General features: G+C 73.2%; 20 protein-coding genes. 10 read left to right on the top strand and 10 right to left on the bottom strand.

Annotation, left to right across the window (positions count from 1 at the left end; genetic code table 11):
- The first annotated feature begins 84 nt into the window (after nt 1–84).
- Nucleotides 85–669, top strand: coding sequence for a MarR family winged helix-turn-helix transcriptional regulator (locus ABZ642_RS01975; RefSeq protein ID WP_360475513.1), 585 nt, complete (start codon nt 85–87; stop codon nt 667–669).
- A 146-nt stretch (nt 670–815) separates the two neighbouring features.
- Here the strand turns inward: ABZ642_RS01975 and ABZ642_RS01970 are convergent, their stop codons facing one another.
- Nucleotides 816–2159: a hypothetical protein gene (locus ABZ642_RS01970; RefSeq protein WP_360475511.1), complete on the bottom strand. Its 1344-nt coding sequence runs from the start codon at nt 2157–2159 to the stop codon at nt 816–818.
- Nucleotides 2160–2272: 113 nt separating this feature from the next.
- Between ABZ642_RS01970 and ABZ642_RS01965 the strand changes: the two genes are divergently transcribed.
- Together ABZ642_RS01965 and ABZ642_RS01960 are read left to right on the top strand one after the other, a co-directional pair.
- Entirely contained in the window at nt 2273–3511 is a 1239-nt protein-coding gene (locus ABZ642_RS01965; RefSeq protein ID WP_360475508.1) for a molybdopterin-dependent oxidoreductase, read from the top strand.
- Complete coding sequence (locus ABZ642_RS01960) at nt 3511–4035, top strand: hypothetical protein (protein WP_360475506.1); 525 nt, start codon at nt 3511–3513, stop codon at nt 4033–4035. Before ABZ642_RS01965 ends, ABZ642_RS01960 begins: the two co-directional genes overlap by 1 nt.
- On the opposite strand, the gene ABZ642_RS01955 is transcribed toward ABZ642_RS01960, so the two are convergent.
- The 3 genes from ABZ642_RS01955 to ABZ642_RS01945 all read right to left on the bottom strand — a co-directional run bounded on the left by ABZ642_RS01955 (nt 3924) and on the right by ABZ642_RS01945 (nt 6134).
- Nucleotides 3924–4634: a methyltransferase domain-containing protein gene (locus ABZ642_RS01955; protein ID WP_360475502.1), complete on the bottom strand. Its 711-nt coding sequence runs from the start codon at nt 4632–4634 to the stop codon at nt 3924–3926. The two genes, ABZ642_RS01960 and ABZ642_RS01955, sit on opposite strands and share 112 nt — an antisense overlap.
- The gene (locus ABZ642_RS01950; protein ID WP_360475499.1) at nt 4631–5257 is read right to left on the bottom strand and encodes a DUF2064 domain-containing protein; all 627 of its coding nucleotides are present in this window, start codon (nt 5255–5257) and stop codon (nt 4631–4633) included. Before ABZ642_RS01950 ends, ABZ642_RS01955 begins: the two co-directional genes overlap by 4 nt.
- Before the next feature lie 172 nt (nt 5258–5429).
- Entirely contained in the window at nt 5430–6134 is a 705-nt protein-coding gene (locus tag ABZ642_RS01945; protein ID WP_360475496.1) for a glycosyltransferase family 2 protein, read from the bottom strand.
- A gap of 169 nt (nt 6135–6303) precedes the next feature.
- On the opposite strand from ABZ642_RS01945, the gene ABZ642_RS01940 reads away from it, so the two are divergent.
- Nucleotides 6304–7044, top strand: a complete 741-nt coding sequence (locus tag ABZ642_RS01940; protein WP_360475493.1) for a response regulator transcription factor — start codon at nt 6304–6306, stop codon at nt 7042–7044.
- Between the two features lies 1 nt (nt 7045).
- Nucleotides 7046–8158, top strand: a complete 1113-nt coding sequence (locus ABZ642_RS01935; protein ID WP_360475490.1) for a HAMP domain-containing sensor histidine kinase — start codon at nt 7046–7048, stop codon at nt 8156–8158.
- A gap of 31 nt (nt 8159–8189) precedes the next feature.
- On the opposite strand, the gene ABZ642_RS01930 is transcribed toward ABZ642_RS01935, so the two are convergent.
- The 3 genes from ABZ642_RS01930 to ABZ642_RS01920 form a co-directional block, all read right to left on the bottom strand.
- Entirely contained in the window at nt 8190–9191 is a 1002-nt protein-coding gene (locus tag ABZ642_RS01930) for an NAD-dependent epimerase/dehydratase family protein (RefSeq protein WP_360475487.1), read from the bottom strand.
- A gap of 78 nt (nt 9192–9269) precedes the next feature.
- Nucleotides 9270–9704, bottom strand: coding sequence for a response regulator (locus ABZ642_RS01925; protein ID WP_360475484.1), 435 nt, complete (start codon nt 9702–9704; stop codon nt 9270–9272).
- Between the two features lie 3 nt (nt 9705–9707).
- Nucleotides 9708–10025, bottom strand: coding sequence for a hypothetical protein (locus ABZ642_RS01920; protein WP_360475481.1), 318 nt, complete (start codon nt 10023–10025; stop codon nt 9708–9710).
- Nucleotides 10026–10195: 170 nt separating this feature from the next.
- On the opposite strand from ABZ642_RS01920, the gene ABZ642_RS01915 reads away from it, so the two are divergent.
- Complete coding sequence (locus ABZ642_RS01915) at nt 10196–11782, top strand: ATP-binding protein (RefSeq protein ID WP_360475478.1); 1587 nt, start codon at nt 10196–10198, stop codon at nt 11780–11782.
- On the top strand, nt 11779–12990 hold the full coding sequence (locus ABZ642_RS01910; protein ID WP_360475475.1) for a fused response regulator/phosphatase: 1212 nt from the start codon (nt 11779–11781) through the stop codon (nt 12988–12990). Before ABZ642_RS01915 ends, ABZ642_RS01910 begins: the two co-directional genes overlap by 4 nt.
- On the opposite strand, the gene ABZ642_RS01905 is transcribed toward ABZ642_RS01910, so the two are convergent.
- Both ABZ642_RS01905 and ABZ642_RS01900 read right to left on the bottom strand, forming a co-directional pair.
- Nucleotides 12978–13829, bottom strand: coding sequence for a YihY/virulence factor BrkB family protein (locus ABZ642_RS01905; protein ID WP_360475472.1), 852 nt, complete (start codon nt 13827–13829; stop codon nt 12978–12980). The genes ABZ642_RS01910 and ABZ642_RS01905 overlap by 13 nt on opposite strands.
- A gap of 49 nt (nt 13830–13878) precedes the next feature.
- On the bottom strand, nt 13879–14712 hold the full coding sequence (locus tag ABZ642_RS01900; protein ID WP_360475469.1) for a GAF domain-containing protein: 834 nt from the start codon (nt 14710–14712) through the stop codon (nt 13879–13881).
- A gap of 281 nt (nt 14713–14993) precedes the next feature.
- On the opposite strand from ABZ642_RS01900, the gene ABZ642_RS01895 reads away from it, so the two are divergent.
- Nucleotides 14994–15776, top strand: coding sequence for a DUF899 family protein (locus ABZ642_RS01895; protein WP_360475466.1), 783 nt, complete (start codon nt 14994–14996; stop codon nt 15774–15776).
- 34 nt (nt 15777–15810) lie between these two features.
- Here the strand turns inward: ABZ642_RS01895 and ABZ642_RS01890 are convergent, their stop codons facing one another.
- Nucleotides 15811–16164: a VOC family protein gene (locus ABZ642_RS01890; RefSeq protein WP_360475463.1), complete on the bottom strand. Its 354-nt coding sequence runs from the start codon at nt 16162–16164 to the stop codon at nt 15811–15813.
- A 226-nt stretch (nt 16165–16390) separates the two neighbouring features.
- Here ABZ642_RS01890 and ABZ642_RS01885 point away from each other — a divergent pair, with 226 nt between their 5' ends.
- Complete coding sequence (locus tag ABZ642_RS01885) at nt 16391–17530, top strand: SGNH/GDSL hydrolase family protein (protein WP_360475460.1); 1140 nt, start codon at nt 16391–16393, stop codon at nt 17528–17530.
- A gap of 241 nt (nt 17531–17771) precedes the next feature.
- Nucleotides 17772–20180, top strand: a complete 2409-nt coding sequence (locus ABZ642_RS01880) for an endonuclease/exonuclease/phosphatase family protein (protein WP_360476062.1) — start codon at nt 17772–17774, stop codon at nt 20178–20180.
- Nucleotides 20181–20226: the final 46 nt, after the last annotated feature.

The following is a 20226-nucleotide window of genomic DNA, read 5'->3' as shown; positions in this document are numbered from 1 at the left end:
CGTGGATTTTGGTCCCGGGCCCCGGCGCCCTCGCGGAGGCTCGTATTCTGCGCGCACAGTAGACCTACCGGAAGGACACCGGCAATGTCGTCCGTACCCTCCTCGCCGGACCTCGCCCACCTCCTCAGCCATGCCGAGCGACGCATCGTGCAGCGGCTGGCCGCGGTGCTGGCCGAGGAGGACTGCGCGGTCGAGGAATGGCGTGTCCTTTCGATCGTCGGGGACGGCCAGGGGCATCCGATGTCCGAGATCGCCGAGTACGCGCTGATGCCGGCGCCGAGCCTGACCAAGCTCGTGGACCGCATGGTCGCCGGCACCCTGGTGTACCGCCGCCCCGATCCGCACGACCGCCGCCGCGTCCTGCTCCACCTCACTCCGCGCGGCGACGACCTGTACCGGCGCGCCGCCCGCCGGGTCCGTGCCGACCAGGCCCGGTTGCTCGCCGAGACAGCCGACGGGGGAGCGCTCGCCCGGCTGCTGCCCCGGCTCACGGCGGCGGCCGACGCGCGGACAGCCGACGCGCCGAGAGCCGACTCGCCGAGAGCCGACGCGCGGACAGCCGACGCTCCGACAGCCGATGCGCGGACGGTCGACGCGCTGACGGCCGAGGCCCTGACGGCGGCCGGCGCCCGGGCGTCAGGCGTACCGAGCGCGGCCCGGCCCGCCTGACGCCCGCGCGCGGGCTGTTCGGTCCTCGCGGACGTGTTTCGCCGCGGCGGGGCACAGCGCCGCCGCCTCCCGGACGGCCGGGCGGTGCACGGCGGTGTCCGGACGACGGCGATCGGCGGGAGACCGCCGGATTCTTCGGCGAAGGGTCACCACCCGGTGAACAGCAGATGGTTGAGCAGCAGCGCGAGCAGCGCCTGTGCCGCCAGCCAGGCGCGCGGCCGGGGCAGGAACGCACACGCCGGGAGCAGCCACATCGCGAACGGCAGCCAGATGCGCTCCGTCTCCGCCTTGCTCATCCCCGACAGATCGGCAACGAGCAGCGCGAGCAGCGCGACCGCCACCAGGAAGGCTAGGCGGACCGGTGCGGAGCCCGTCGTACGGCGGTGGACCAGGGCGGCACCCGCCCGCCGCAGCCCCGCCACCGTCGCCGGACCGGTGATGACGACCGTGCAGGCCAGGTTGGCCCACACCCAGTAGCCGTACGGGCGGGTGCCGCCGATGCCCTGGTAGTAGCGGGTGACCAGCAGCCGGTACCCCTCCCACCAGTCGAACCCGGCGAGCGTGAACACCACCGGGACCACCGCCGTCCCCGCCACCAGCAGCACGAGGACCACCGGCCGGGCCCGGACCCGGCGCCGGCCGAGCAGCAGCACCGCCGCCCCGATGAGCGCGAAGAGCGTCAGGCCGTACGACAGGTAGCAGGTCAGGCCGTACAGCAGTCCCGCGCCCGCCGCCCACCCCACGGACCGTCCGGTCACCGCCAGCGCCAGCAGGGCCACCGCCCAGGCGGCGACCGCCGCGAAGTACCCGTCGGCCGACGCGCCCACCCACACCGCGGCCGGGGCCATGACCAGGAAGGGCGCGGCCCGCCGGGCGAGCCGCTCGGCGGCCAGTGCCCGCACCGCGACCAGCACGGCGACACCGGCCGTGGACCCGACGGTGATGCACCAGGCGCCCGCCCAGCCCCCGCCGTGCAGCCCGACCCGGTCGAGGAGGACGAAGGTCAGGGTGGCCGCCGGCGGATGCCCGGCGATGTGGGCGGGCCAGGGGGACGGGGTGCCGCTCACGATGTGGTGGGTGAAGTCGCGCAGCGTCGCCGGGATGTCGTGGAAGCGGCCGATGACCGTGAGGTACTCGTTCGGGCTGGTGAGCCGGCCGGCCACGCCCCGCTGCCAGCCGTCGACCAGCGCCAGCGACCACGTCCAGGCCAGGCAGGTGCCCCAGGCCGCGGCGAGCAGACCGCGCCAGGGCAGCCGTACGGCGAGGTTCGGCCCGTACGCCACCACGGCGGCCGCGACCAGTACGGCGGCCGGGGTGCCCGGGCCCACGTGCGGGTCCCAGTCGGCGAACAGCGGCGGCCAGTGCACGAACAGGGTGCGGTAGGTGTCCTGGAGGTGCCGGCCGACCAGGACGGCGACGAGCACCAGCAGGGCGGCGGCGAGGACGGCGTACAGATCGGCGGGGCGATCACGGTGGGGAGCACGGGTCACACCGGAACGCTAGGTCGGCGACCGGGCGAAGGAGTGGATCAGGCGGCTGACGTCAGACTTTCGTCATGGGTCGCGCACCCGTTCCGGGGGTTTGCCCGGCCTACGGTCGGACCATGCGACACGACGACCCCCGGCTTCCCACCTCGCCCGGCTTCTGGCGCAGCCCGCTGCGCGGCACCTGGTTCACCTCCGTGCTCGGCCTCGTGCTGCTCGTCGGTATCACCGTGCTGTTCGTGACCGGTCTGGTGTCGTACGCCGCCTACAACCCGAACCTGGCCCCGGTGAACGACCAGACCCCGGACAAGGGCATCCTCGGCTTCTACCTCTTCCCGTGGCCGACGAACCCGTCCTGGCTCTACCGGGCCACCCAGGGCCTGCACGTCACCCTCGGCGTCACCCTGATCCCGGTGCTGCTCGCCAAGCTGTGGTCGGTGGTGCCGAAGCTGTTCACGCTGCCCCCGGCCCGCTCGCTCGCCCACGCGCTGGAGCGGATCTCCCTGCTGCTGCTGGTCGGCGGCGGCCTCTTCGAGTTCACCACCGGCGTCCTCAACGTCCAGCTCGACTACGTCTTCCCCGGCTCCTTCTACCCCCTGCACTTCTACGGCGCCTGGGTGTTCTTCGCCGCCTTCGTGGCCCACGCGGCACTCAAGACACCGGTGGCGCTCCGGGCGGTCCGGCAACGGCGCCGGGACGAGGGCGAGTTGGCGGCCGCCCGGCCGGACGCGCCGACCGTGTCCCGGCGCGGGGCGCTCTGGTTCGTCGGGGGCGCGTCCCTGCTGCTGCTCGTCACCACGGCCGGACAGAGCATCGGGGGCGCGCTGCGGCGCACCGCCCTGCTCGCCCCGCACGGCGGAGCCGACCCCGGCAGCGGGCCGAACGGCTTCCAGATCAACAAGACGGCCGCATACGCCGGGATCGACGCCAGGACGACCGGCGGCGAGGCCTGGCGGCTGGTCGTCACCGGACGCGACGGCCGGACGGTCCGTCTCAGCCGCACCGAACTGCTCCGACTGCCCCTGCACAGCGCCGCGTTGCCCATCGCCTGCGTCGAGGGCTGGTCCACCGCCGACCAGTGGTGGCGCGGGGTGCGGCTGCGCGACCTCGCGGCACTCGTCGGCTACGACGGCGACCCGCCGGACGTGCTCGTGGAGTCGATCCAGTTGCACGGCGCCTTCCGCCGCGCGGCCCTGCGTGCCAACCAGGTCGCCGACCCGCGCTCCCTGCTCGCCCTCCAGGTGAACGGCGAGGACCTGTCCCCCGACCACGGCTACCCGGCACGCGTGATCGTGCCCGCCGCGCCCGGTGTGCTCAACACCAAGTGGGTGGCCCGGATGACCTTCGGAGACCTGTGATGCGCTCGCCCCGGCCCGTCCGCGCCCTGCTGCGGCGGCTGCGCCTCCCGCTCGGCAGTCCTCTGCAACTCCTCCTGTTGGCCTGCTCGTTCGCGCTCGCCGCCTATGCCGGCGTACGGCTGCTGTCCGGCGACTGGCTCGGTGTGGTGCTGTGGGTGGTGGGCGCGGCCCTGCTGCACGACCTCGTGCTGCTGCCGCTGTACTCGCTGGCCGACCGGGCGGTGGTCCGCGGGCTGGGCGCCGCCGGGCGCCAGGTGGGGGCACCGCCCACGCCTTCGGGGCAGTGGGGCAAGACGATGTACATCCGGGTCCCGGCCGCGCTCTCCGCGCTGCTCCTGCTGGTGTGGTTCCCGCTGATCAGCGGGATGGTGGCCGGGCACTACCGGTCGGCCACCGGCCAGTCCTCGGACGGCTACCCGGCCCGCTGGCTGCTGATCACCGCCGTGCTCTTCGGCGGCTCGGCGCTGCTGCTGGCGTTCCGGCTGCGCAGGGCGACGAAGCGGCGCCCGCCGGCCGCCCACTGACCGCAGCGCTCCCAGTCCCCCGCGTACCGCAGCAGGGCCGCGGTGCCGAGCCGCGCCCAGAGGAAGGGGGCGCCGACCGCCTCCTGGGCGTCGGTGAGGTGGACGCGGGCGCGTTCGTCGACGTCCAGTGGGGCGGTCTCGGCGATCAACAGACCGCCGGGGGCGAGGAGTTGGGCCGCCCGGTCGAGCAGGTCGCGCGGGTCGCCGCCGATCCCGACGTTGCCGTCCATGAGCAGGACGGTGCCCCAGCGGCCCTCGCCGGGCAGCGGCTCGAAGACCGAGCGGCGCAGCGCCTGGCCGCCGAGCCGCACGGTGTGCTCGACGGCGGCCGTACTGACGTCGATACCGAGGACGGTACGGCCCCGGGCGGCGAGTTCGGCGACGAGCCGCCCGGGACCGCAGCCGACATCCAGGACGGCACCTTCGCAGCGGTCCAGGACCTCCCGGTCGACCGGATCGGCCCGCGCGCACCAGCGCTCGACGTCCAGGGGCAGCAGCCATCCGTCGGTGCGGCGCAGGAACAGCGGGCCGCGGCCGGTGCGCAGGGCGGTGGCGTAGGGGTCGGCGCCGGTCCAGGCGAGAGGCGGCGAGGTGGTCATCGGCGGCCGGTCCCGCTGTGCGCCGCGTACCGGGCCAGGCGGGCGGCGAAGCGGCCGTGCGGGGCGAGGGCGGCGACGGCGGCGGCGTCCGCGGCGGTGTCCACGTCCCGCAGTCGTGGGAGGTCCTCGACCCGCAGCCCGGCGGCGACGAGCCGCCGCCGCTGCACCGCGCCGGTCTCCGCCGTGGACATCGGCACCCCGCGCAGCAGCCCGGGGTCCGGGTCGGCCAGCCCCAGCGCCCAGAACCCGCCGTCCTCGGCGGGACCGAAGTACGCGTCGCGGTCCGCGAAGTCCACGGTGAGCAGGGCCGGGGTGACCTGGGGGGTGTCCATGCCGATGAGGAGGGCCGGGCCGGAGCAGCGGGCGAAGGCGTCGGCGAGACGTGCGTCGAGGCCGCCCGCGCACTGCGGTACGACGTCGAAGCCGGGTGGCAGCCAGGGGCCGGGGTTTCCGTCGAGTACCAGGACGCGGCGGGTGGCGGGGGTCCGGGCCACGGCGTGCAGGGTGTCGGCGAGGGACGCCTCGGCGAGCGCGGCGGCCTGCTCGGGCGAGAAGGGCGGGGTGAGCCGCGTCTTCACCTTGCCGGGCAGGGGTTCTTTCGCGATCACGAGAAGGGTGGTCATGTGGGGCTTCCTTGGCTGCTGCGGATGAGTGAGGGGCGGGGGATTCTGGAGGAACGACTGCCCGCGGCCGGGGAGCTGCGGCGTCCCCCGCGGCTGGTGGGACGCGGAGGGCGAAGCGCCCCGTAAGGGGCGCGGGGCCGTATCGAGGTGCGGCTCCGCCGCGTGGGCGCGCTCAGCTCCCGCCGACTCGCACCCGGGGCCGCTCCTTCAGCACCCGGCTCATGTCCCGCACCGCCTGCCACGTGCCGCGCCAGGTTCCGGTGACCTTGGACGTACCGGTACGCGGCAGGTACGGCACACCGTGCTCGGCGATCCGCCAGCCCGCGTCCGCCGCCCGCACCACCATCTGCAGCGGATAGCCGCTCCGCCGGTCGTCGAGGTCCAGCCCGAGCAGGGCCTCCCGACGCGCCGCCCGCAGCGGACCGAGGTCGTGCAGCCGCAGCCCGGTACGGCGCCGCAGCATCCGCGCCAGCGCCAGGTTCCCGGCCCGGGCATGCGCCGGCCAGGCCCCCCGGCCCTGCGGCCGCCGTCGGCCGAGCACCAAGTCCGCCTCGCCGTCGAGGACTTCCCGGACGAAGGGCACGAGGAGCCCCGGATCCAGCGAGGCGTCACAGTCGCAGAAGCAGACGATGTCGGCGGTCGCGGCGGTCAGCCCCGCGTGGCACGCCGCGCCGAAGCCGCGCCGCGCCTCGTGGACGACGGTCGCGCCGAGCGCCCGGGCGATGTCCGCCGAGCCGTCCGTGGAGCCGTTGTCCACCACGAGGGCCCGCCAGCCCGCCGGGATCCGGCCGAGCACCCAGGGAAGGGCCTCGGCCTCGTTCAGACAGGGGAGGACGACGTCCACGTCCGTTGTCGGGGAGGTTGGTGAGGTGGTCACGGTGTCACCCTACGAACGCGAACCTGACATAACGGGCGTCGGCTCCTTACGAAACGCGGACGTCGGAACCGGCGGCCCGGCTCCCCGGTTTCTTACGGAACGCGGACGTCGCGCCCCGTCCCCACCCTCGGGCGCGACACCCGCGACGGCCCGGTGCGAGGGTGGAGGCATGCAGCAGCCGTACGAGCTCACCGAGGACCGGGCCGCCCCCGCCGCCACCCGGGTCCTGGTCGTCGACGACGATCCGACCGTCGCCGAGGTCGTCACCGGGTATCTCGACCGTGCCGGGTACCTGGTCGACCACGCCGAGGACGGCCCCACCGCCCTGACCCGGGCCGCCGCCCACTGGCCGGACCTGGTGGTGCTGGACCTGATGCTGCCCGGCATGGACGGCCTGGAGGTCTGCCGGCGGCTGCGCGGCCACGCCCCCGTCCCGGTCATCATGCTCACCGCACGCGGCGACGAGGACGACCGGATCCTGGGCCTGGAGGTCGGTGCCGACGACTACGTCACCAAGCCGTTCAGCCCCCGCGAACTGGTCCTGCGGGTGGAGTCGGTGCTGCGCCGCGCCCGCCCCGCGCCCGCCGCGCACTCCTTCTCCACCGCCGGCGTCACCCTCGATCCGGGCGCCCGCCGCGCCACCCGGAACGGCGTCGAACTCGCCCTCACCCTGCGCGAGTTCGACCTCCTCGCCTTCTTCCTGCGGCACCCGGGGCGGGCATTCGGCAGGGAGGACCTGATGCGCGCGGTGTGGGGCTGGGACTTCGGTGACCTGTCCACCGTGACCGTCCATGTCCGCCGGCTGCGCGCCAAGGTCGAGGACGACCCGGCCCGCCCACGCCTGATCCAGACGGTGTGGGGCGTCGGCTACCGCTTCGATCCCGAGGCCGTCGAGCAGGAGGTGGACTGACATGCGCGACACCCTGCTGATCGCCCTGTACGCCCTGGCCGGCGCCGCCCTCACCGGGCTCGCCGGAGCGGCCGCGCTGCGCCTGCTCCGGCGCCGCTCGCTCACCGCGTCCATCGCCGTGGTCGCCGCCGTCGGCGTGGTCGCGATGCTCGCCGGCACCCTGGCCGTGGCCTGGGCGATGTTCCTGTCCTCGCACGACCTGTCGGTGGTGACGACGGTGGTCGCGATGGCGGCCGTGGTCTCGCTCGTCAGCGCGCTGATACTGGGCCGCTGGGTCGGCGCCCGCAGCCGTGAACTCGCCCTCGCAGCACGCTCGTTCGGCGAGGACGGCGACTTTGCCGCGCCCGCCGTCCCGGCCACCGCGGAACTGGCCGAGGTGAGCCGCGAGCTGGCGGCCACCAGCGCCAGGCTCGCCGAGTCCCGGGAGCGGGAACGCGCGTTGGAGACCTCGCGCCGGGAGCTGGTCGCCTGGATCTCGCACGACCTGCGCACCCCGCTGGCCGGCCTGCGCGCCATGTCGGAGGCGCTGGAGGACGGGGTCGCCACCGAACCGGACCGATATCTGAAGCAGATCCGCACCGAGGTCGAGCGCCTCAACGACATGGTCGGCGACCTCTTCGAACTCTCCCGCATCCACGCCGGGACGCTGGCGCTGAGCCCGAGCCGGATGTCGCTGTACGACCTCGTCGGCGACGCCCTCGCGGGCGCCGACCCGCTGGCGCGCGAGCAGGGCGTACGGCTGGTCGGCGGCCGGGTGGAGCCGGTGCCCGTCGAGGTGGACGGCAAGGAGATGAGCCGGGTGCTGGGCAATCTGCTGGTGAACGCCATCCGCCGGACGCCGCCCGACGGCACGGTCGCGGTCGCCGCCGAGCGCGGTCCCGAGGGTGTTGTGCTGTCCGTCACGGACGGCTGCGGCGGCATCCCCGAAGAGGACCTGCCGCGCGTCTTCGACACCGGCTGGCGCGGCAGCCACGCCCGGACGCCCCCTGCCGGAGCGGGACTCGGTCTCGCCATCGTGCGCGGGATCGTGGAGGCGCACCAGGGGCGGACCACCGTGCACAACATCCCCGGCGGCTGCTGCTTCGAGGTGGTGCTGCCCACCGCCGCTTCCTGATCGTGGGCAGCACCACCGGTCCGTCCGGGGCCTATGCGCCCCGCATCCCGTCCCGCGCGAACTCCCGCATCCCCGCCGCGAACCCGACCTCGGCCTTCCAGCCCAGGTCGGCCCGCAGCCGCGAGGAGTCGGCCGTGATGTGCCGGACGTCCCCGAGCCGGAACTCCCCGGTGACCACCGGCCTCGGCCCGCCGTGGGCCTCGGCCAGCGCGCGGGCCATATCGTCGACGGTGTGCGGCTCGCCGCTGCCGGTGTTGTACGCGGTCAGCGCACCCGGCTCCGGCCGCGCCTCCAGGGCCACCGCGTTGGCGGCGGCCACGTCCCGGACGTGCACGAAGTCCCGGCGCTGCCGCCCGTCCTCGAACACCCGGGGCGCCTCCCCCCGGGCGAGCGCGGAACGGAAGAAGGAGGCCACGCCGGCGTAGGGGGTGTCACGGGGCATCCGGGGTCCGTACACGTTGTGGTAGCGCAGCGACACCGCCGTCCCGCCCGTCGACCGGGCCCAGGCGGCGGCCAGGTGCTCCTGGGCCAGCTTGGTCGTGGCGTAGACGTTGCGCGGATCGGCCGGCGCGTCCTCGGCGACCAGCCCCGGGGCCAGCTCCGCCCCGCACACCGGGCACGTCGGCTCGAACCGCCCGGCCTCCAGGTCGGCGACCGCGCGCGGTCCGGGCCGTACCACGCCGTGGCGCGGACACTCGTACCGGCCTTCCCCGTACACGACCATCGACCCGGCCAGCACGAGGTGCCGTACCCCCGCCTCGGCCATCGCGGCCAGCAGCACGGCCGTACCGAGATCATTGCGGGAGACGTACTCCGCCGCGTCCCCGAACCCCACGCCCAGCCCGACCATCGCGGCCTGGTGGCAGACCGCGTCCACGCCCGTGAGCGCCCGCCCGACCGCCGCCGGATTGCGTACGTCGGCGCCCGGATCGTCGCGCACGTCGAACACGACAGCCTCGTGCCCGTGCGCCGTCAGCGCCTCGACGACATGGGACCCGATGAACCCGGCACCGCCGGTGACCAGTACACGCATACGGCCACGCTAGGCCCGCGCGGGCGCCGGACCACGCGCCCGCGCCCGCACGTCACGACTCCGTAAGAACGGCCGTGGTCACCCTGCCTTGGGGGGCTTGACGGCGATGTCGAGGTAGAAGGCGTCGATGCTGCGCACCGCCGTCTCGAACTCCTCCAGGTTGACGGGCTTGGTGACATAGGCGTTGGCGTGGTGGTGGTACGCGCCGTTGACGTCGTCGGGCGCGACGGACGTGGTCAGCACGACGACCGGGATGGTCCGCAGGTCCGCGTCCTCCTTCACCACGGCGAGGAACTCGCGCCCGTTCATCCGGGGCATGTTGAGGTCGAGCACGATGAGGTCGGGACGCTCGTTGTCCGGGTCGCGCAGGTAGTCCAGGGCCTCGATGCCGTCGGAGACCTTGGTGAGATTGCGCGTACCGCGTTCGGTGAGGGCGTCCTGGATGAGCATCGCGTCGGCGACGTCGTCCTCGACCAGCAGCACGTCGTACGGGCGGGATGCGGCGGCAGCCATGATTCAGGAGCTCCGGGGTGTGGGGCGGGTCGAGTGGTCTGTGCTGTTGGTGATCAGCCCGGGCCAGCGGCGCCGAGCCCCTTGGCGGCTCATGCTCACGGCCCGGCCGATCTCCGGGTAGCCGGCGCCGCTCTCCGCGGCGGCGTGGGCGGCCTGGTCCTCCAGGTGTCTGACGGTCTGCTTGACGCCTGCGAGTACCCGCAACCGCAGCAGAGCATGCCACCGGGCCTCGCCCGCCGTGTCGACGGGGTCCGCCGGGGGGCCGGCGGTCGCCTGCGTGAGCAGCCGGGTGAGCTCGTCCACCACCTGGGTCACCAGCACGTCCGTATCCCCACTCGCGGGACCGGGAGGGGGAGAGGGAACGGGCATGACATCACCCTAGGGGGTTGATCCAGGAAGGGACAACATGCGTTGTCGGGCCCCGAGTACAGTGTGCTTGCCGCGCGCCGAGGTGCGGCCAGCCCGGCCGGCCGAGGGAGCAGTCCACCGCGATGACAAGCAAGCCGTCAGGCGCCGTTGGCGCGTTCGCCGGCTGGACGACCCGGCGCTGGCTACGGGTGGGCGTGGCCGGCACCCTGGTCGTCCTGGCGGTGCTGGGGTCGCTGGGTGGCTGGGCCATGTGGCGGACCTCGCAGATCACGACCGCGCTGGTGGACCGGCGGTCCCCGGCCCTGATCGAGTCGATGCGGGTCGAGGAGGCGCTGGTCGACCAGGAGACCGGCATCCGCGGCTACGGCCTGTCCGGCCGACGTGACTTCCTGCAGCCCTACGCGCAAGGCGTGACCGACGAGCAGGCGGCGCTGAAGCGGCTGCGGCCGCTGCTCAGTGACGACGGCCGGGCCCGCGGCGACCTCGCCGAGGTCGAGAGACTCGCCGGGACCTGGCAGGAGCGCATCGCCCGGCCCGTCTCGGCGGCCTCCCCCGCCCAGGCCGCGAAGATCACCACGGCCCGGGCCGACGAGGGCAAGACCGCGTTCGACTCCCTGCGGCGCGCGATGACACGGCAGCAGGCCCACCTGGAACAGGAACGGGCGGTGGCCACCCGCCAGCTGCGGCAGGCCGTGACCCTGCGGAACTGGATGTTCGCCGTCATCGCGGGCGTCATCGCCGTGGTGGCCGGACTCGTCTTCGAAGGCCTGCGACGCGGTGTCACCGGCCCGCTCAGCCGGCTCGGCTCGGCCGCCCGTGACGTGGCGCAGGGCCGGTTCGACCGCTCCCTCGACGGCACCGGCCCCGCGGACCTGCGCCGGCTCGCCTCCGACCTGGAGTCGATGCGTCTGCGCCTGGTGGCGGAGCTGCGGTTCAGCGAGGAGGCCCGCGGGCTGCTGGACGAGCAGGCGGAGGACCTGAAGCGGTCGAACGCGGAGCTGGAGCAGTTCGCCTACGTAGCCTCGCACGACCTCCAGGAACCGCTGCGCAAGGTGTCCAGCTTCACCCAGCTCCTGCAACGGCGCTACGGCGGACAGCTGGACGAGAAGGCCGACCAGTACATCGCCTTCGCCGTCGACGGTGCCAACCGCATGCAGAGCCTCATCAACGACCTGCTGGTCTTCTCCCGGGTCGGCCGCGTCCACAACGAGCAGCGGACCGTGGACCTGGAGGAGGTGCTGAGCACGACGGTGGACGACCTCAGCGTGCGCGTCGAGGAGACCGGCGCCGAGATCACCCACGACCCGCTGCCCACCGTCCTCGGGGACGCGACCCAGCTCGGCATGCTGCTGCAGAACCTGCTGTCCAACGCGATCAAGTTCCATCACCCCGACCGGCCGCCGCGCATCCACATCGGCGCGACGCAGGCCGAGGGGAGCTGGGAGTTCGAGGTCCGCGACAACGGCATCGGGATCGCGCCGGAGTTCCGGGAGAAGGTCTTCGTCATCTTCCAGCGGCTGCACACCAGGGACGTCTATCCGGGCACCGGCATCGGTCTGGCGATGTGCAAGAAGGTCGTGGAGTTCCACGGCGGCACCATCTCGATCGACCCGGACCACCGGACCGGCACCCGCATCGTGTTCACCCTTCCCGCCCTACCCGCCCCCGCGGCCGCGACGGCCGTCCCGGACAGAGAGAGACAGTCGTGACCGGTCCATCCGCAGGCCGCGGCGAGCAGTTGGCCGAGCAGTACGACGTCCTGCTGGTGGAGGACGACGACGGTGACGCCCTCCTGGTCGAGGAACTGCTCCACGACACCGACCTGCCGCACACCCTGACGCGGTGCCACACCGCCGCCGAGGCACACCGGGCACTCGCGGCCCTTCCCGTCGACTGCGTGCTGCTCGACCTGCACCTGCCCGACGCCTCCGGGGTGGAGACCATCCAGACCATCCAGGCCGACACCCACGCCGCGATCATCGTCCTGACCGGCCTGGACGAACCCCGCGCCGGAGTCGAGTCCCTCGCCGTCGGCGCCCAGGACTATCTCGTCAAGGGCAAGGTCGAACCCGACCTGATGCAGCGCGCCGTCCGCTACGCCGTCCAGCGCAAGCAGGCCGAACTCGCCAACGCCGCCCTCCAGATCGGACGGCTGCGGGCCGAGGAGAACGCCCGCCTGGAACGCGGGCTGCTGCCCGAACCCCTGCTCTCCTCGACGGCCGTCACCGCCTCCAGCCGCTACTACCCCGGACGGGCCCAGGCCCTGCTGGGCGGTGACTTCCTCGACGTCGTCCAGACCGACGACGGCCAGGTCCACGCGATCATCGGAGACGTCAGCGGGCACGGCCCGGACGCCGCCGCGCTCGGGGTCTGCCTGCGCATCGCCTGGCGCGCGCTCACCCTCGGCGGACACCGCGCCCAGCACCTGCTGCACCTGCTGGAACAGATACACATCGCCGAACGCGCGGGCAGCGACCTGTTCACCACCTGCTCCCTCATCACCCTGGACCCGCGGGCCGCCACCCTCACCCTGCACCTGGCCGGCCACCACGAACCCCTGATCGTCACCCCCGACGGCACCCGGCAGGTCACCGCCGCCCACGGAATCGCGCTGGGCATCGCCCCCGGAGTGGGCGACTGGCCGGCCACCACGCTGGCGCTGCCCGCCGACGGAGCGCTCATCGCCTACACCGACGGACTCATCGAGGGCTTCGCGGACGGGTCCGGCGCCCGGCTCGGAGTCGACGGCCTGCTGCGCATCATCGACACGCTGCGCACGCCCGACCCCGGCACCCACCTGGACCGGCTCATCGCCCGCACCCGCGCCCTCAACGCGGACCGCCACACCGACGACCTCGCCGTGCTGCGCCTGGACTGGAACACCAGCGGGTCCGCGGGCCCGGCTCACTCCTCCTGAGCGGTCCTGGCCAGCTCCGCGTTGAACTGGGCGCCGACCAGCAGGGCCAGGTTGGACAGCCACAGCCAGATCAGGAAGACCACGACGCCGCCCAGCGAACCGTACAGCCGGTGGTAGCTGCTGACATGGGAGGTGTAGACGGTGCAGCCCAGCGAGACGACCAGCAGGAGAACCACCGCCAGCACACCGCCCGGCGCCATCTTCCCGACCGGGCGGGAGGACTCGGGGCCCGAGTGGTACAGGACGAGCACCGTGACGACGGCGACCGCGACCACCAGCGGCCACCGGAGCGCGTTCCAGGCGGCCTGCGGCCCGGTGCCGAGATCCAGCGCCCGCCCCAGGAAACCGGCCAGGCTGCCGGTGAGGAACAACGCCAGCACGGAGGTGAGCAGCAGCAGGATCAGGACCAGGGCCGTGGTGATGATCCGGGGCGCGGTGCGCCACAGCGGCCGCTGCGAGCTGATCCGGTACATGGCGTGCAGCGCCCGTCGGAAGACGCTCAGATAGCTGGATCCCGACCACAGCGCTCCCGCCCCGCCCAGGAAGATCAGCGTCCAGGCCGCCGACGACTGGCCGGCCATCTGCCGCAGGGTGCCGCGCAGCAGGGCACGGGACGCGAGCGGGGCGGCCTGCGCGATGCGCTCGATGACCTCCGGCCTGGCCGTGGGGATGGTCAGCCCCAGGACCGAGAGGATCACCAGCAGCACGGGGAAAAGGGCCAGGACCGCGTAGTAGGTCAGCGCGGCGGCCCAGTCCGTGACGTCGTCGTTCCAGACGGACACCGGGGTCCGGCGCAGCGCCGCCCACCACCCAGCCGTACGACCGCCCGCATCATCCATGAGACGGATGCTCTCACCTCCCGGTGCCCGGGACGGGCAGCAGCCGGGCTCAGTGTCGGCGGGCGGCCCGGACATGGAGATGGTTCAGGGCGTCGACCACCACGGTGTTGTCGTGCCAGAGCAGCCAGCGGCCCACCTCGCCGCCGAGCTGCTCCAGAGCGGCCAGCTGGGCCGGTGCGAGCTCGTGCAGCGGGTGCTCGTGGTGCGCGGAGATCATGCCGATCACGGCGCCTTTCGGGCTGACCAGGGGCACGCTGTGGCAGGCGCGGCTGCCGGCCTGGAGGATCGTCCGCCGGGAGCCCTCGTCGAAGGTGTCGCAGGAGCGGACGTCCTTCACGGTGACCTGCCGTACCTCCTCGGCCGCCTGCGCGCACGAGGTGGTCCCGCTGTCGACGAAGGTGAAGTAGTCGGTGAAGCGCCGGTTAAGCCCGGTGTGCCGCACCATGCGCAGCAGCCGGTTCTCCACCAGCTGCACGTTGCCCATCCGGGTATCCGTGATGCGCAGGGTGCGCCGCAGCGCGGCATCGAGGACCGCCCCCTGGCTCTCCGGGCGCGTTCCGTCCGTGCGCAGGGCGGGCAGCGGGGGCGGACCCCCGTGCGGGCGGCCCGTGACCCACCGGGGGGCCGTCGCCTCGGGGACCGGAAGCCGGACGACGGCGGCGGCGAGGGTGTGCAGTTTGAGGTTGAACCGCTGGGAGGTGTCGCGCAGCAGCTCGAACGACTCCTCGCGCGAGGAGAGCTGGTAGTACGTCAGCAACAGCTCTTCGGCGCGGGCCACACCGGCACGCGCCAGCCGCCTGTTGCGCTCGTCCAAGATCCGCTGCTCCTCGGCTTCGGCCGCGTCGGTCGGCGGCGGAGCAGGGGTGTTCGGGTACTCGGCCACAGGCAGACCTCCTCGTACGGCAACGGGATCGCGGCGCCGGGTGGCCGCTCGCGCCGGAACACCCTGCCTGGATGTCCGCGGCCCGAGGCGCGCCGATCGGCCCTCACCGTACGCATGCCCGCTGAACGCTCCGACAGGCCACCTGCTCCCACCACACCCTCGACGGTGTGCCGGAGCCTCCGCGGCGATGAGTTCCGGCCGGGCCGGGAGTCTGTTCCGGTGACCGCCGTAGGCCGTCGGCCGTACGACGGTGCCCGATACCAGAGACCACGGAGGACACCATGACCGCCACACCGGACGAACCGACCACCGCGCTGCCCGGGCGCCCGCCCGTGGTCGACCTCGCCGCCTGGCAGGCCGCCCGGGACGAGCTGCTGGTCCGCGAGAAGGCCCACACCCGTGAGGGCGACGCGATCGCCGCGGCCCGTCGCCGGCTGCCGATGGTGGAGTTCGACGGCACGGTCGAGGTGGTCGGGGCCGACGGCCCGGTCCCCTTCCTGGACCTGTTCCAGGGCCGCGACGAGCTCGTGGTCTACAAGCACATGTGGCACGACGGCGCGCCGCACCAGGGGCAGTGCGAGGGCTGCACCACCACGGCCTGGCACCTGAAGGACGCCGTGTACCTCAACGCCCGCGGTGTCTCGTACGCCGTCCTGACCACGGGCCGGTGGGACGAGGTGGCCCCCTACGTCGAGTTCATGGGCTACACCCAGCCCTGGTACTCGGTGCGCGACGTGGAAGGCCCGGCCGGCGGCCCCATGGGTTACCTCGCCAGCTACCTGCGGGACGGCGACCGCGTCTTCCTCACCTACTCCACCACGGGCCGTGGCAACGAGCGGGTCAGCGGCTCCCTCGGCCTGCTCGACATGACGCCCTACGGCCGCGGCGAGGCATGGGAGGAGAACCCGGAGGGCTGGCCGAAGGGGGACAGCCCGTGCTGGTCCTGGCGCTCGGACGCGGACGGGAACGCCACCTGGGGCCCGACCAGCCGCCCGGTGCCGCAGTGGTCGCGGCCCGGCGCGACCCCCGTGCAGACCCTGGGCCGGCACGGCCACCACCACTGACACCGGCCGGATCCACGTCACGGTGTCGGCACGGTCAGGCGGGCTGCCACAGCTCGATGCGGTTGCCCTCGGGGTCGGTGACCCAGCCGAACCGGCCGACACCGTCCATGTCCTGCGTCTCCTCGGCCACGTCCGCTCCCGCGGCGCGGAGCTGGGCGAGCATGGCGTCCAGGTCGCCGACCCGGAAGTTCAGCATGGTCTGCTGGGCGGGGGAGCCGAAGTAGTCGGTCCCGGACTCGAAGGCCGCGAAGACCGTGGGGCCGGCCTGCTGGTGCCACAGCCCGTGGTCGTCGATGTCCAGGCCCAGACAGTCGCGGTACCACGCGGTCAGGGCCGCCGGGTCTGCGGCCCGCAGGAAATGTCCACCGATTCCAAGCACACGTTCCATGCCGTCATCCTGCCAGTACGGCGGTGTGCGGGCATCGGCAGCGGTCAGTCGTGCGCGCCGTGGTTCCGCGCGGCCGGGGTGCGGAGGTCCGTCGGCTCCGGTCCGCGCCGTACCCGAACGGGCATGATCATCGTGCCCCGGAGCAGGTCGGCGGCGGAATTCTGACCACCGGCCGGGATCCGGGGCAGGAGTAGCCTGCCACGCCGTCCCCAAGGAGAGCCGCCACGTGCGTTCCATCCTCCCTCTCGCGCTCGACTGTGTCGTCGGAGCCCTGGAGAAGACCCCCGGACCGGCCGGGATCACCCTGCACCGGGCTCCCGGCCCCGGACGCGCCCAACTCGCGGACACCGGCTACGAGATCGTCAGCACCATGCCCTCCGGGGTACGGCTGGAGATGCTCACGGACGCCACCGAGATCGAAGTGGACGCCCGGCTCACCCAGGTCGTGATGGCGGGATCCGAGCCGTCCGACGCCGTCTTCGACCTGGTCGTCGACGGCGAACTGCGGGCGCCCGTCACCACCTCCGACCAGACGCTCGTCCTCGTCGACCCCGCCACCATGGCCCTGGACGACCACCCGGCCCCACCGGCCACCGTACGGTTCACGCCCGGCGCCGAACCCCGGGAGCGCCGCGTCGAGATCTGGCTGTCCAACGCGCGGGCGACCCAGCTCGTCGACGTACGGGTCCCGGAGGGCGCGTCGGTGCGCCCGGCCCCGGCGAGCGGCCCGGTGTGGGTGCACCACGGCAGCTCGATCAGCCAGTGCTCGGAGGCGGACCGTCCGACCGGCACCTGGCCGGCGATCGTCGCCCGGCGCGCGGGCCGCTCCCTCGTCAACCTCGGTCTCGGCGGCGAGTGCCACCTCGACCCCTTCATGGCCCGGGCCATCCGCGACCTGCCCGCCGACGCGATCAGCCTCGAACTGGGCATCAACATCGTGAACGGCGACACCCTGCGGGAGCGCACCTTCGTGCCGGCGTTCCACGGCTTCCTCGACACCGTCCGCGACGGCCACCCGGACACACCGGTCCTCGTCATCAGCCCCATCGTCTGCCCGGCCGTCGAAACCAGCCCCGGCCCCACGCTGCCGGGCACCGACGGCAAGGTGCACACCCGCGACCGCCCCACCGAACTGGCGGTGGGAGCGCTGACGTTGACGCGCGTCCGTGAGCTGCTGACCGAGCACGTGGAGCGCCGCCGGAAGGCCGGTGACCACCGCCTCCACGTCATCGACGGCACCACGCTCTTCGGCCCCGAGGACATCGCCGACCTCCCCGACGGGCTGCACCCGAACCCGGCCGGCTATGCCCGCATGGCCGAACGCTTCCTGCCCCGGGCGTTCGGCGAGGCGGGGCTGTTGCGGTAGGACGGGAGGCCGCACGGACCGCTCCCGTGCCCGGCGTGCACAGTCCGACTGGACCCGCAGATTTAACCGCGTACCCCTTGTTGCGTCATTTCTACGCGCGTAACCTCAGCCGGTCGCATGGATCGCACCGGTCGAAAGCACGTCATGTGCCCTTTCTCCGGCGGACGTTGAAGGAGTCATCCTCGTGCAGATTCACAGACCCAGCGCATCGCGGGTAGCCGGCGCCGCGTTCGTGGCCGCGATGGCCACGGCTGCCGTCATCGTGGCGCCGCTGCCCGCCGCGTTCGCCACCCCGTCGGCGAGCGCGGTCATCTCGGAGGCGTACGGCGGCGGAGGCAACTCCGGGGCGACGCTCACCAACGACTTCGTGGAGCTGGCCAACCGCTCCACGGCGCCCTACTCCCTGGACGGCTACAGCGTCCAGTACCTCCCGGCCGCCGCCTCCGCGAGCTCGCCGTGGCAGGTCACCCCGCTCACCGGCGCGCTCCCCGCCGGCGGCGACTACCTGGTCGGCGAGGGCGCGGGCGCCGGCGGCACGACCGCGCTGCCGACCGCCGACGCGACCGGCAACATCGCGATGTCCGCCACCGCCGGCACCGTGGCCCTGGTCAAGGGCACCACCGCGCTGACCTGCAAGACGGCCGCCGACTGCACCGGCGACGCCAATGTCGTGGACCTCCTCGGCTACGGCACCGCCGTCGTCCGCGAGGGCGGCGACGCACCGGCGACGAGCAACACCACCTCCGTGTCCCGGGCCGCCTCGCTCGCCGACACCGACGACAACTCGGCCGACTTCACGGCCGGTACGCCCACCCCGACCAACAGCGCGGGCGACACCGCGAGCGGCGGCAGCGGCGGTGGCACCGGCGGCCCGACCGCGCCCGGCGCCTTCCGCATCCACGACATCCAGGGCACCACCCGAATCTCGCCCCTCAAGGGCCAGAGCGTGGTGGGCGTCCCCGGCATCGTCACCGCCGTCCGCACCACCGGCAGCAGGGGCTACTGGATCCAGGACCCCACCCCGGACGCCGACCCCGCCACCAGCGAGGGCCTGTTCGTCTACACCGGTTCCGCCACGCCCACCGTCTCGGTCGGCGACTCGGTCCTGGTCAGCGGCAAGGTCACGGAGTACTACCCGGCCTCCGCCGCCCAGTCGGTCACCGAGCTGGGCAGCCCGGTCTCCACCACCCTCTCCACCGGCAACGCCCTGCCGGACGCGGTCGCGCTCAACGCCGCCACCATCCCCGGCGCGTACACGCCGACCGACAACGGCGGCAGCATCGAGGGCCTGACCCTCCAGCCGACCGTCTACTCCCAGGACTTCTACGAGTCCATCGAGGGCATGCGCGCCTCGGTCTCGGACGCCCGCGTGGTCGGCGCGACGAACACCTACGGCGAGATGTTCGTGACGGCCAAGCCGCACGAGAACCCCACCAAGCGTGGCGGCACCCTCTACGGCGGTTACGACCGGCAGAACACCGGCCGCATCGAGATCGTCTCGGCCGACGGAACGACCCCCGTCCTCAACGTCGGCGACAAGCTGGCCGGCACCACCACCGGCCCGGTGGACTACTCCGACTTCGGCGGCTACCTGCTCGCCCCCTCGGCCGCCTCCACCGGCACGGCCGTCGACAACGGTCTCCAGCAGGAGGTGACGCGCAAGCAGACCCACGACGAGCTGGCGCTCGCCACCTACAACGTCGAGAACCTCGACCCGACCGACAGCGACGACAAGTTCGCCCGGCTCGCCAAGGGCGTCGTCAAGAACCTCTCCTCGCCCGACATCGTCACCCTGGAGGAGATCCAGGACGACAACGGCGCCACCGACGACGGCACCGTCTCCGCCGAGGCGACCCTGGGGAAGTTCACCGCCGCCATCGTCGCGGCCGGCGGCCCGAAGTACTCCTGGCGGTACGTCAACCCGGTCGACGACAAGGACGGCGGCGAGCCCGGCGGCAACATCCGCCAGGTGTTCCTCTTCAACACCAAGCGGGTCTCCTTCGTGGACCGCGCCTCCTCGGGTGACGCCTCCACCACGGCCGTCTCGGTGGTCAAGGACCGCAGGGGCCAGGCCCACCTGTCCGCCTCCCCGGGCCGGATCGACCCGGCCAGTGCCGCCTGGACGGACAGTCGCAAGCCGCTCGTCGGCGAGTTCGTGTTCCAGGGGCAGACGGTCTTCGTCATCGCCAACCACTTCATCTCCAAGGGCGGCGACGACCCGATCCACGGCCGCTACCAGGAGCCGACCCGCTCCTCGGAGACACAGCGGGGGCTCCAGGCGAAGGAGGAGAACGCCTTCGTCGAGTCGCTGCTCGCCGCCGACCCCCGGGCCCGGATCGTGGCCGCCGGTGACCTGAACGACTTCGAGTTCTCCGATGCCGTCAAGACCCTCACCGACGACGGCAACGACCTCACCGACCTCATCAACACCCTCCCGGTGTCCCAGCGTTACAGCTACGTCTACGACGGCAACAGCCAGACCCTGGACCACATCCTGACCAGCCCCTCCATCACCCGCTACGACTACGACGTCGTCCACATCAACTCCGAGTTCGCCGACCAGGCGAGCGACCACGACCCCCAGGTCGTCCGGATCGACGTGAAGAAGTGCGGCAAGAAGTCCCACCACCCGAAGCCGCACCAGAAGTGACGAGAACGGGCCGGGGCACCGAGGGCGCCCCGGCCCGGCTGGTCCG

It is taken from the genome of Streptomyces sp. NPDC007157 (genome assembly GCF_040634235.1).
GTDB lineage: Bacteria > Actinomycetota > Actinomycetes > Streptomycetales > Streptomycetaceae > Streptomyces.
This window is presented reverse-complemented; position numbering and strand designations above follow the sequence as displayed.

Excerpts from the sequence above, each read along its gene's own strand:
- ABZ642_RS01950 (WP_360475499.1), bottom strand. The coding sequence starts at position 5,257 with ATGACCACCCTTCTCGTGATCGCGAAAGAACCCCTGCCCGGCAAGGTG.
- ABZ642_RS01935 (WP_360475490.1), top strand. The coding sequence starts at position 7,046 with ATGCGCGACACCCTGCTGATCGCCCTGTACGCCCTGGCCGGCGCCGCC.
- ABZ642_RS01925 (WP_360475484.1), bottom strand. The coding sequence starts at position 9,704 with ATGGCTGCCGCCGCATCCCGCCCGTACGACGTGCTGCTGGTCGAGGAC.
- ABZ642_RS01905 (WP_360475472.1), bottom strand. The coding sequence starts at position 13,829 with ATGGATGATGCGGGCGGTCGTACGGCTGGGTGGTGGGCGGCGCTGCGC.
- ABZ642_RS01975 (WP_360475513.1), top strand. The coding sequence starts at position 85 with ATGTCGTCCGTACCCTCCTCGCCGGACCTCGCCCACCTCCTCAGCCAT.
- ABZ642_RS01960 (WP_360475506.1), top strand. The coding sequence starts at position 3,511 with ATGCGCTCGCCCCGGCCCGTCCGCGCCCTGCTGCGGCGGCTGCGCCTC.
- ABZ642_RS01915 (WP_360475478.1), top strand. The coding sequence starts at position 10,196 with ATGACAAGCAAGCCGTCAGGCGCCGTTGGCGCGTTCGCCGGCTGGACG.
- ABZ642_RS01880 (WP_360476062.1), top strand. The coding sequence starts at position 17,772 with ATGGCCACGGCTGCCGTCATCGTGGCGCCGCTGCCCGCCGCGTTCGCC.
- ABZ642_RS01930 (WP_360475487.1), bottom strand. The coding sequence starts at position 9,191 with ATGCGTGTACTGGTCACCGGCGGTGCCGGGTTCATCGGGTCCCATGTC.
- ABZ642_RS01940 (WP_360475493.1), top strand. The coding sequence starts at position 6,304 with ATGCAGCAGCCGTACGAGCTCACCGAGGACCGGGCCGCCCCCGCCGCC.
- ABZ642_RS01965 (WP_360475508.1), top strand. The coding sequence starts at position 2,273 with ATGCGACACGACGACCCCCGGCTTCCCACCTCGCCCGGCTTCTGGCGC.
- ABZ642_RS01890 (WP_360475463.1), bottom strand. The coding sequence starts at position 16,164 with ATGGAACGTGTGCTTGGAATCGGTGGACATTTCCTGCGGGCCGCAGAC.
- ABZ642_RS01955 (WP_360475502.1), bottom strand. The coding sequence starts at position 4,634 with ATGACCACCTCGCCGCCTCTCGCCTGGACCGGCGCCGACCCCTACGCC.
- ABZ642_RS01895 (WP_360475466.1), top strand. The coding sequence starts at position 14,994 with ATGACCGCCACACCGGACGAACCGACCACCGCGCTGCCCGGGCGCCCG.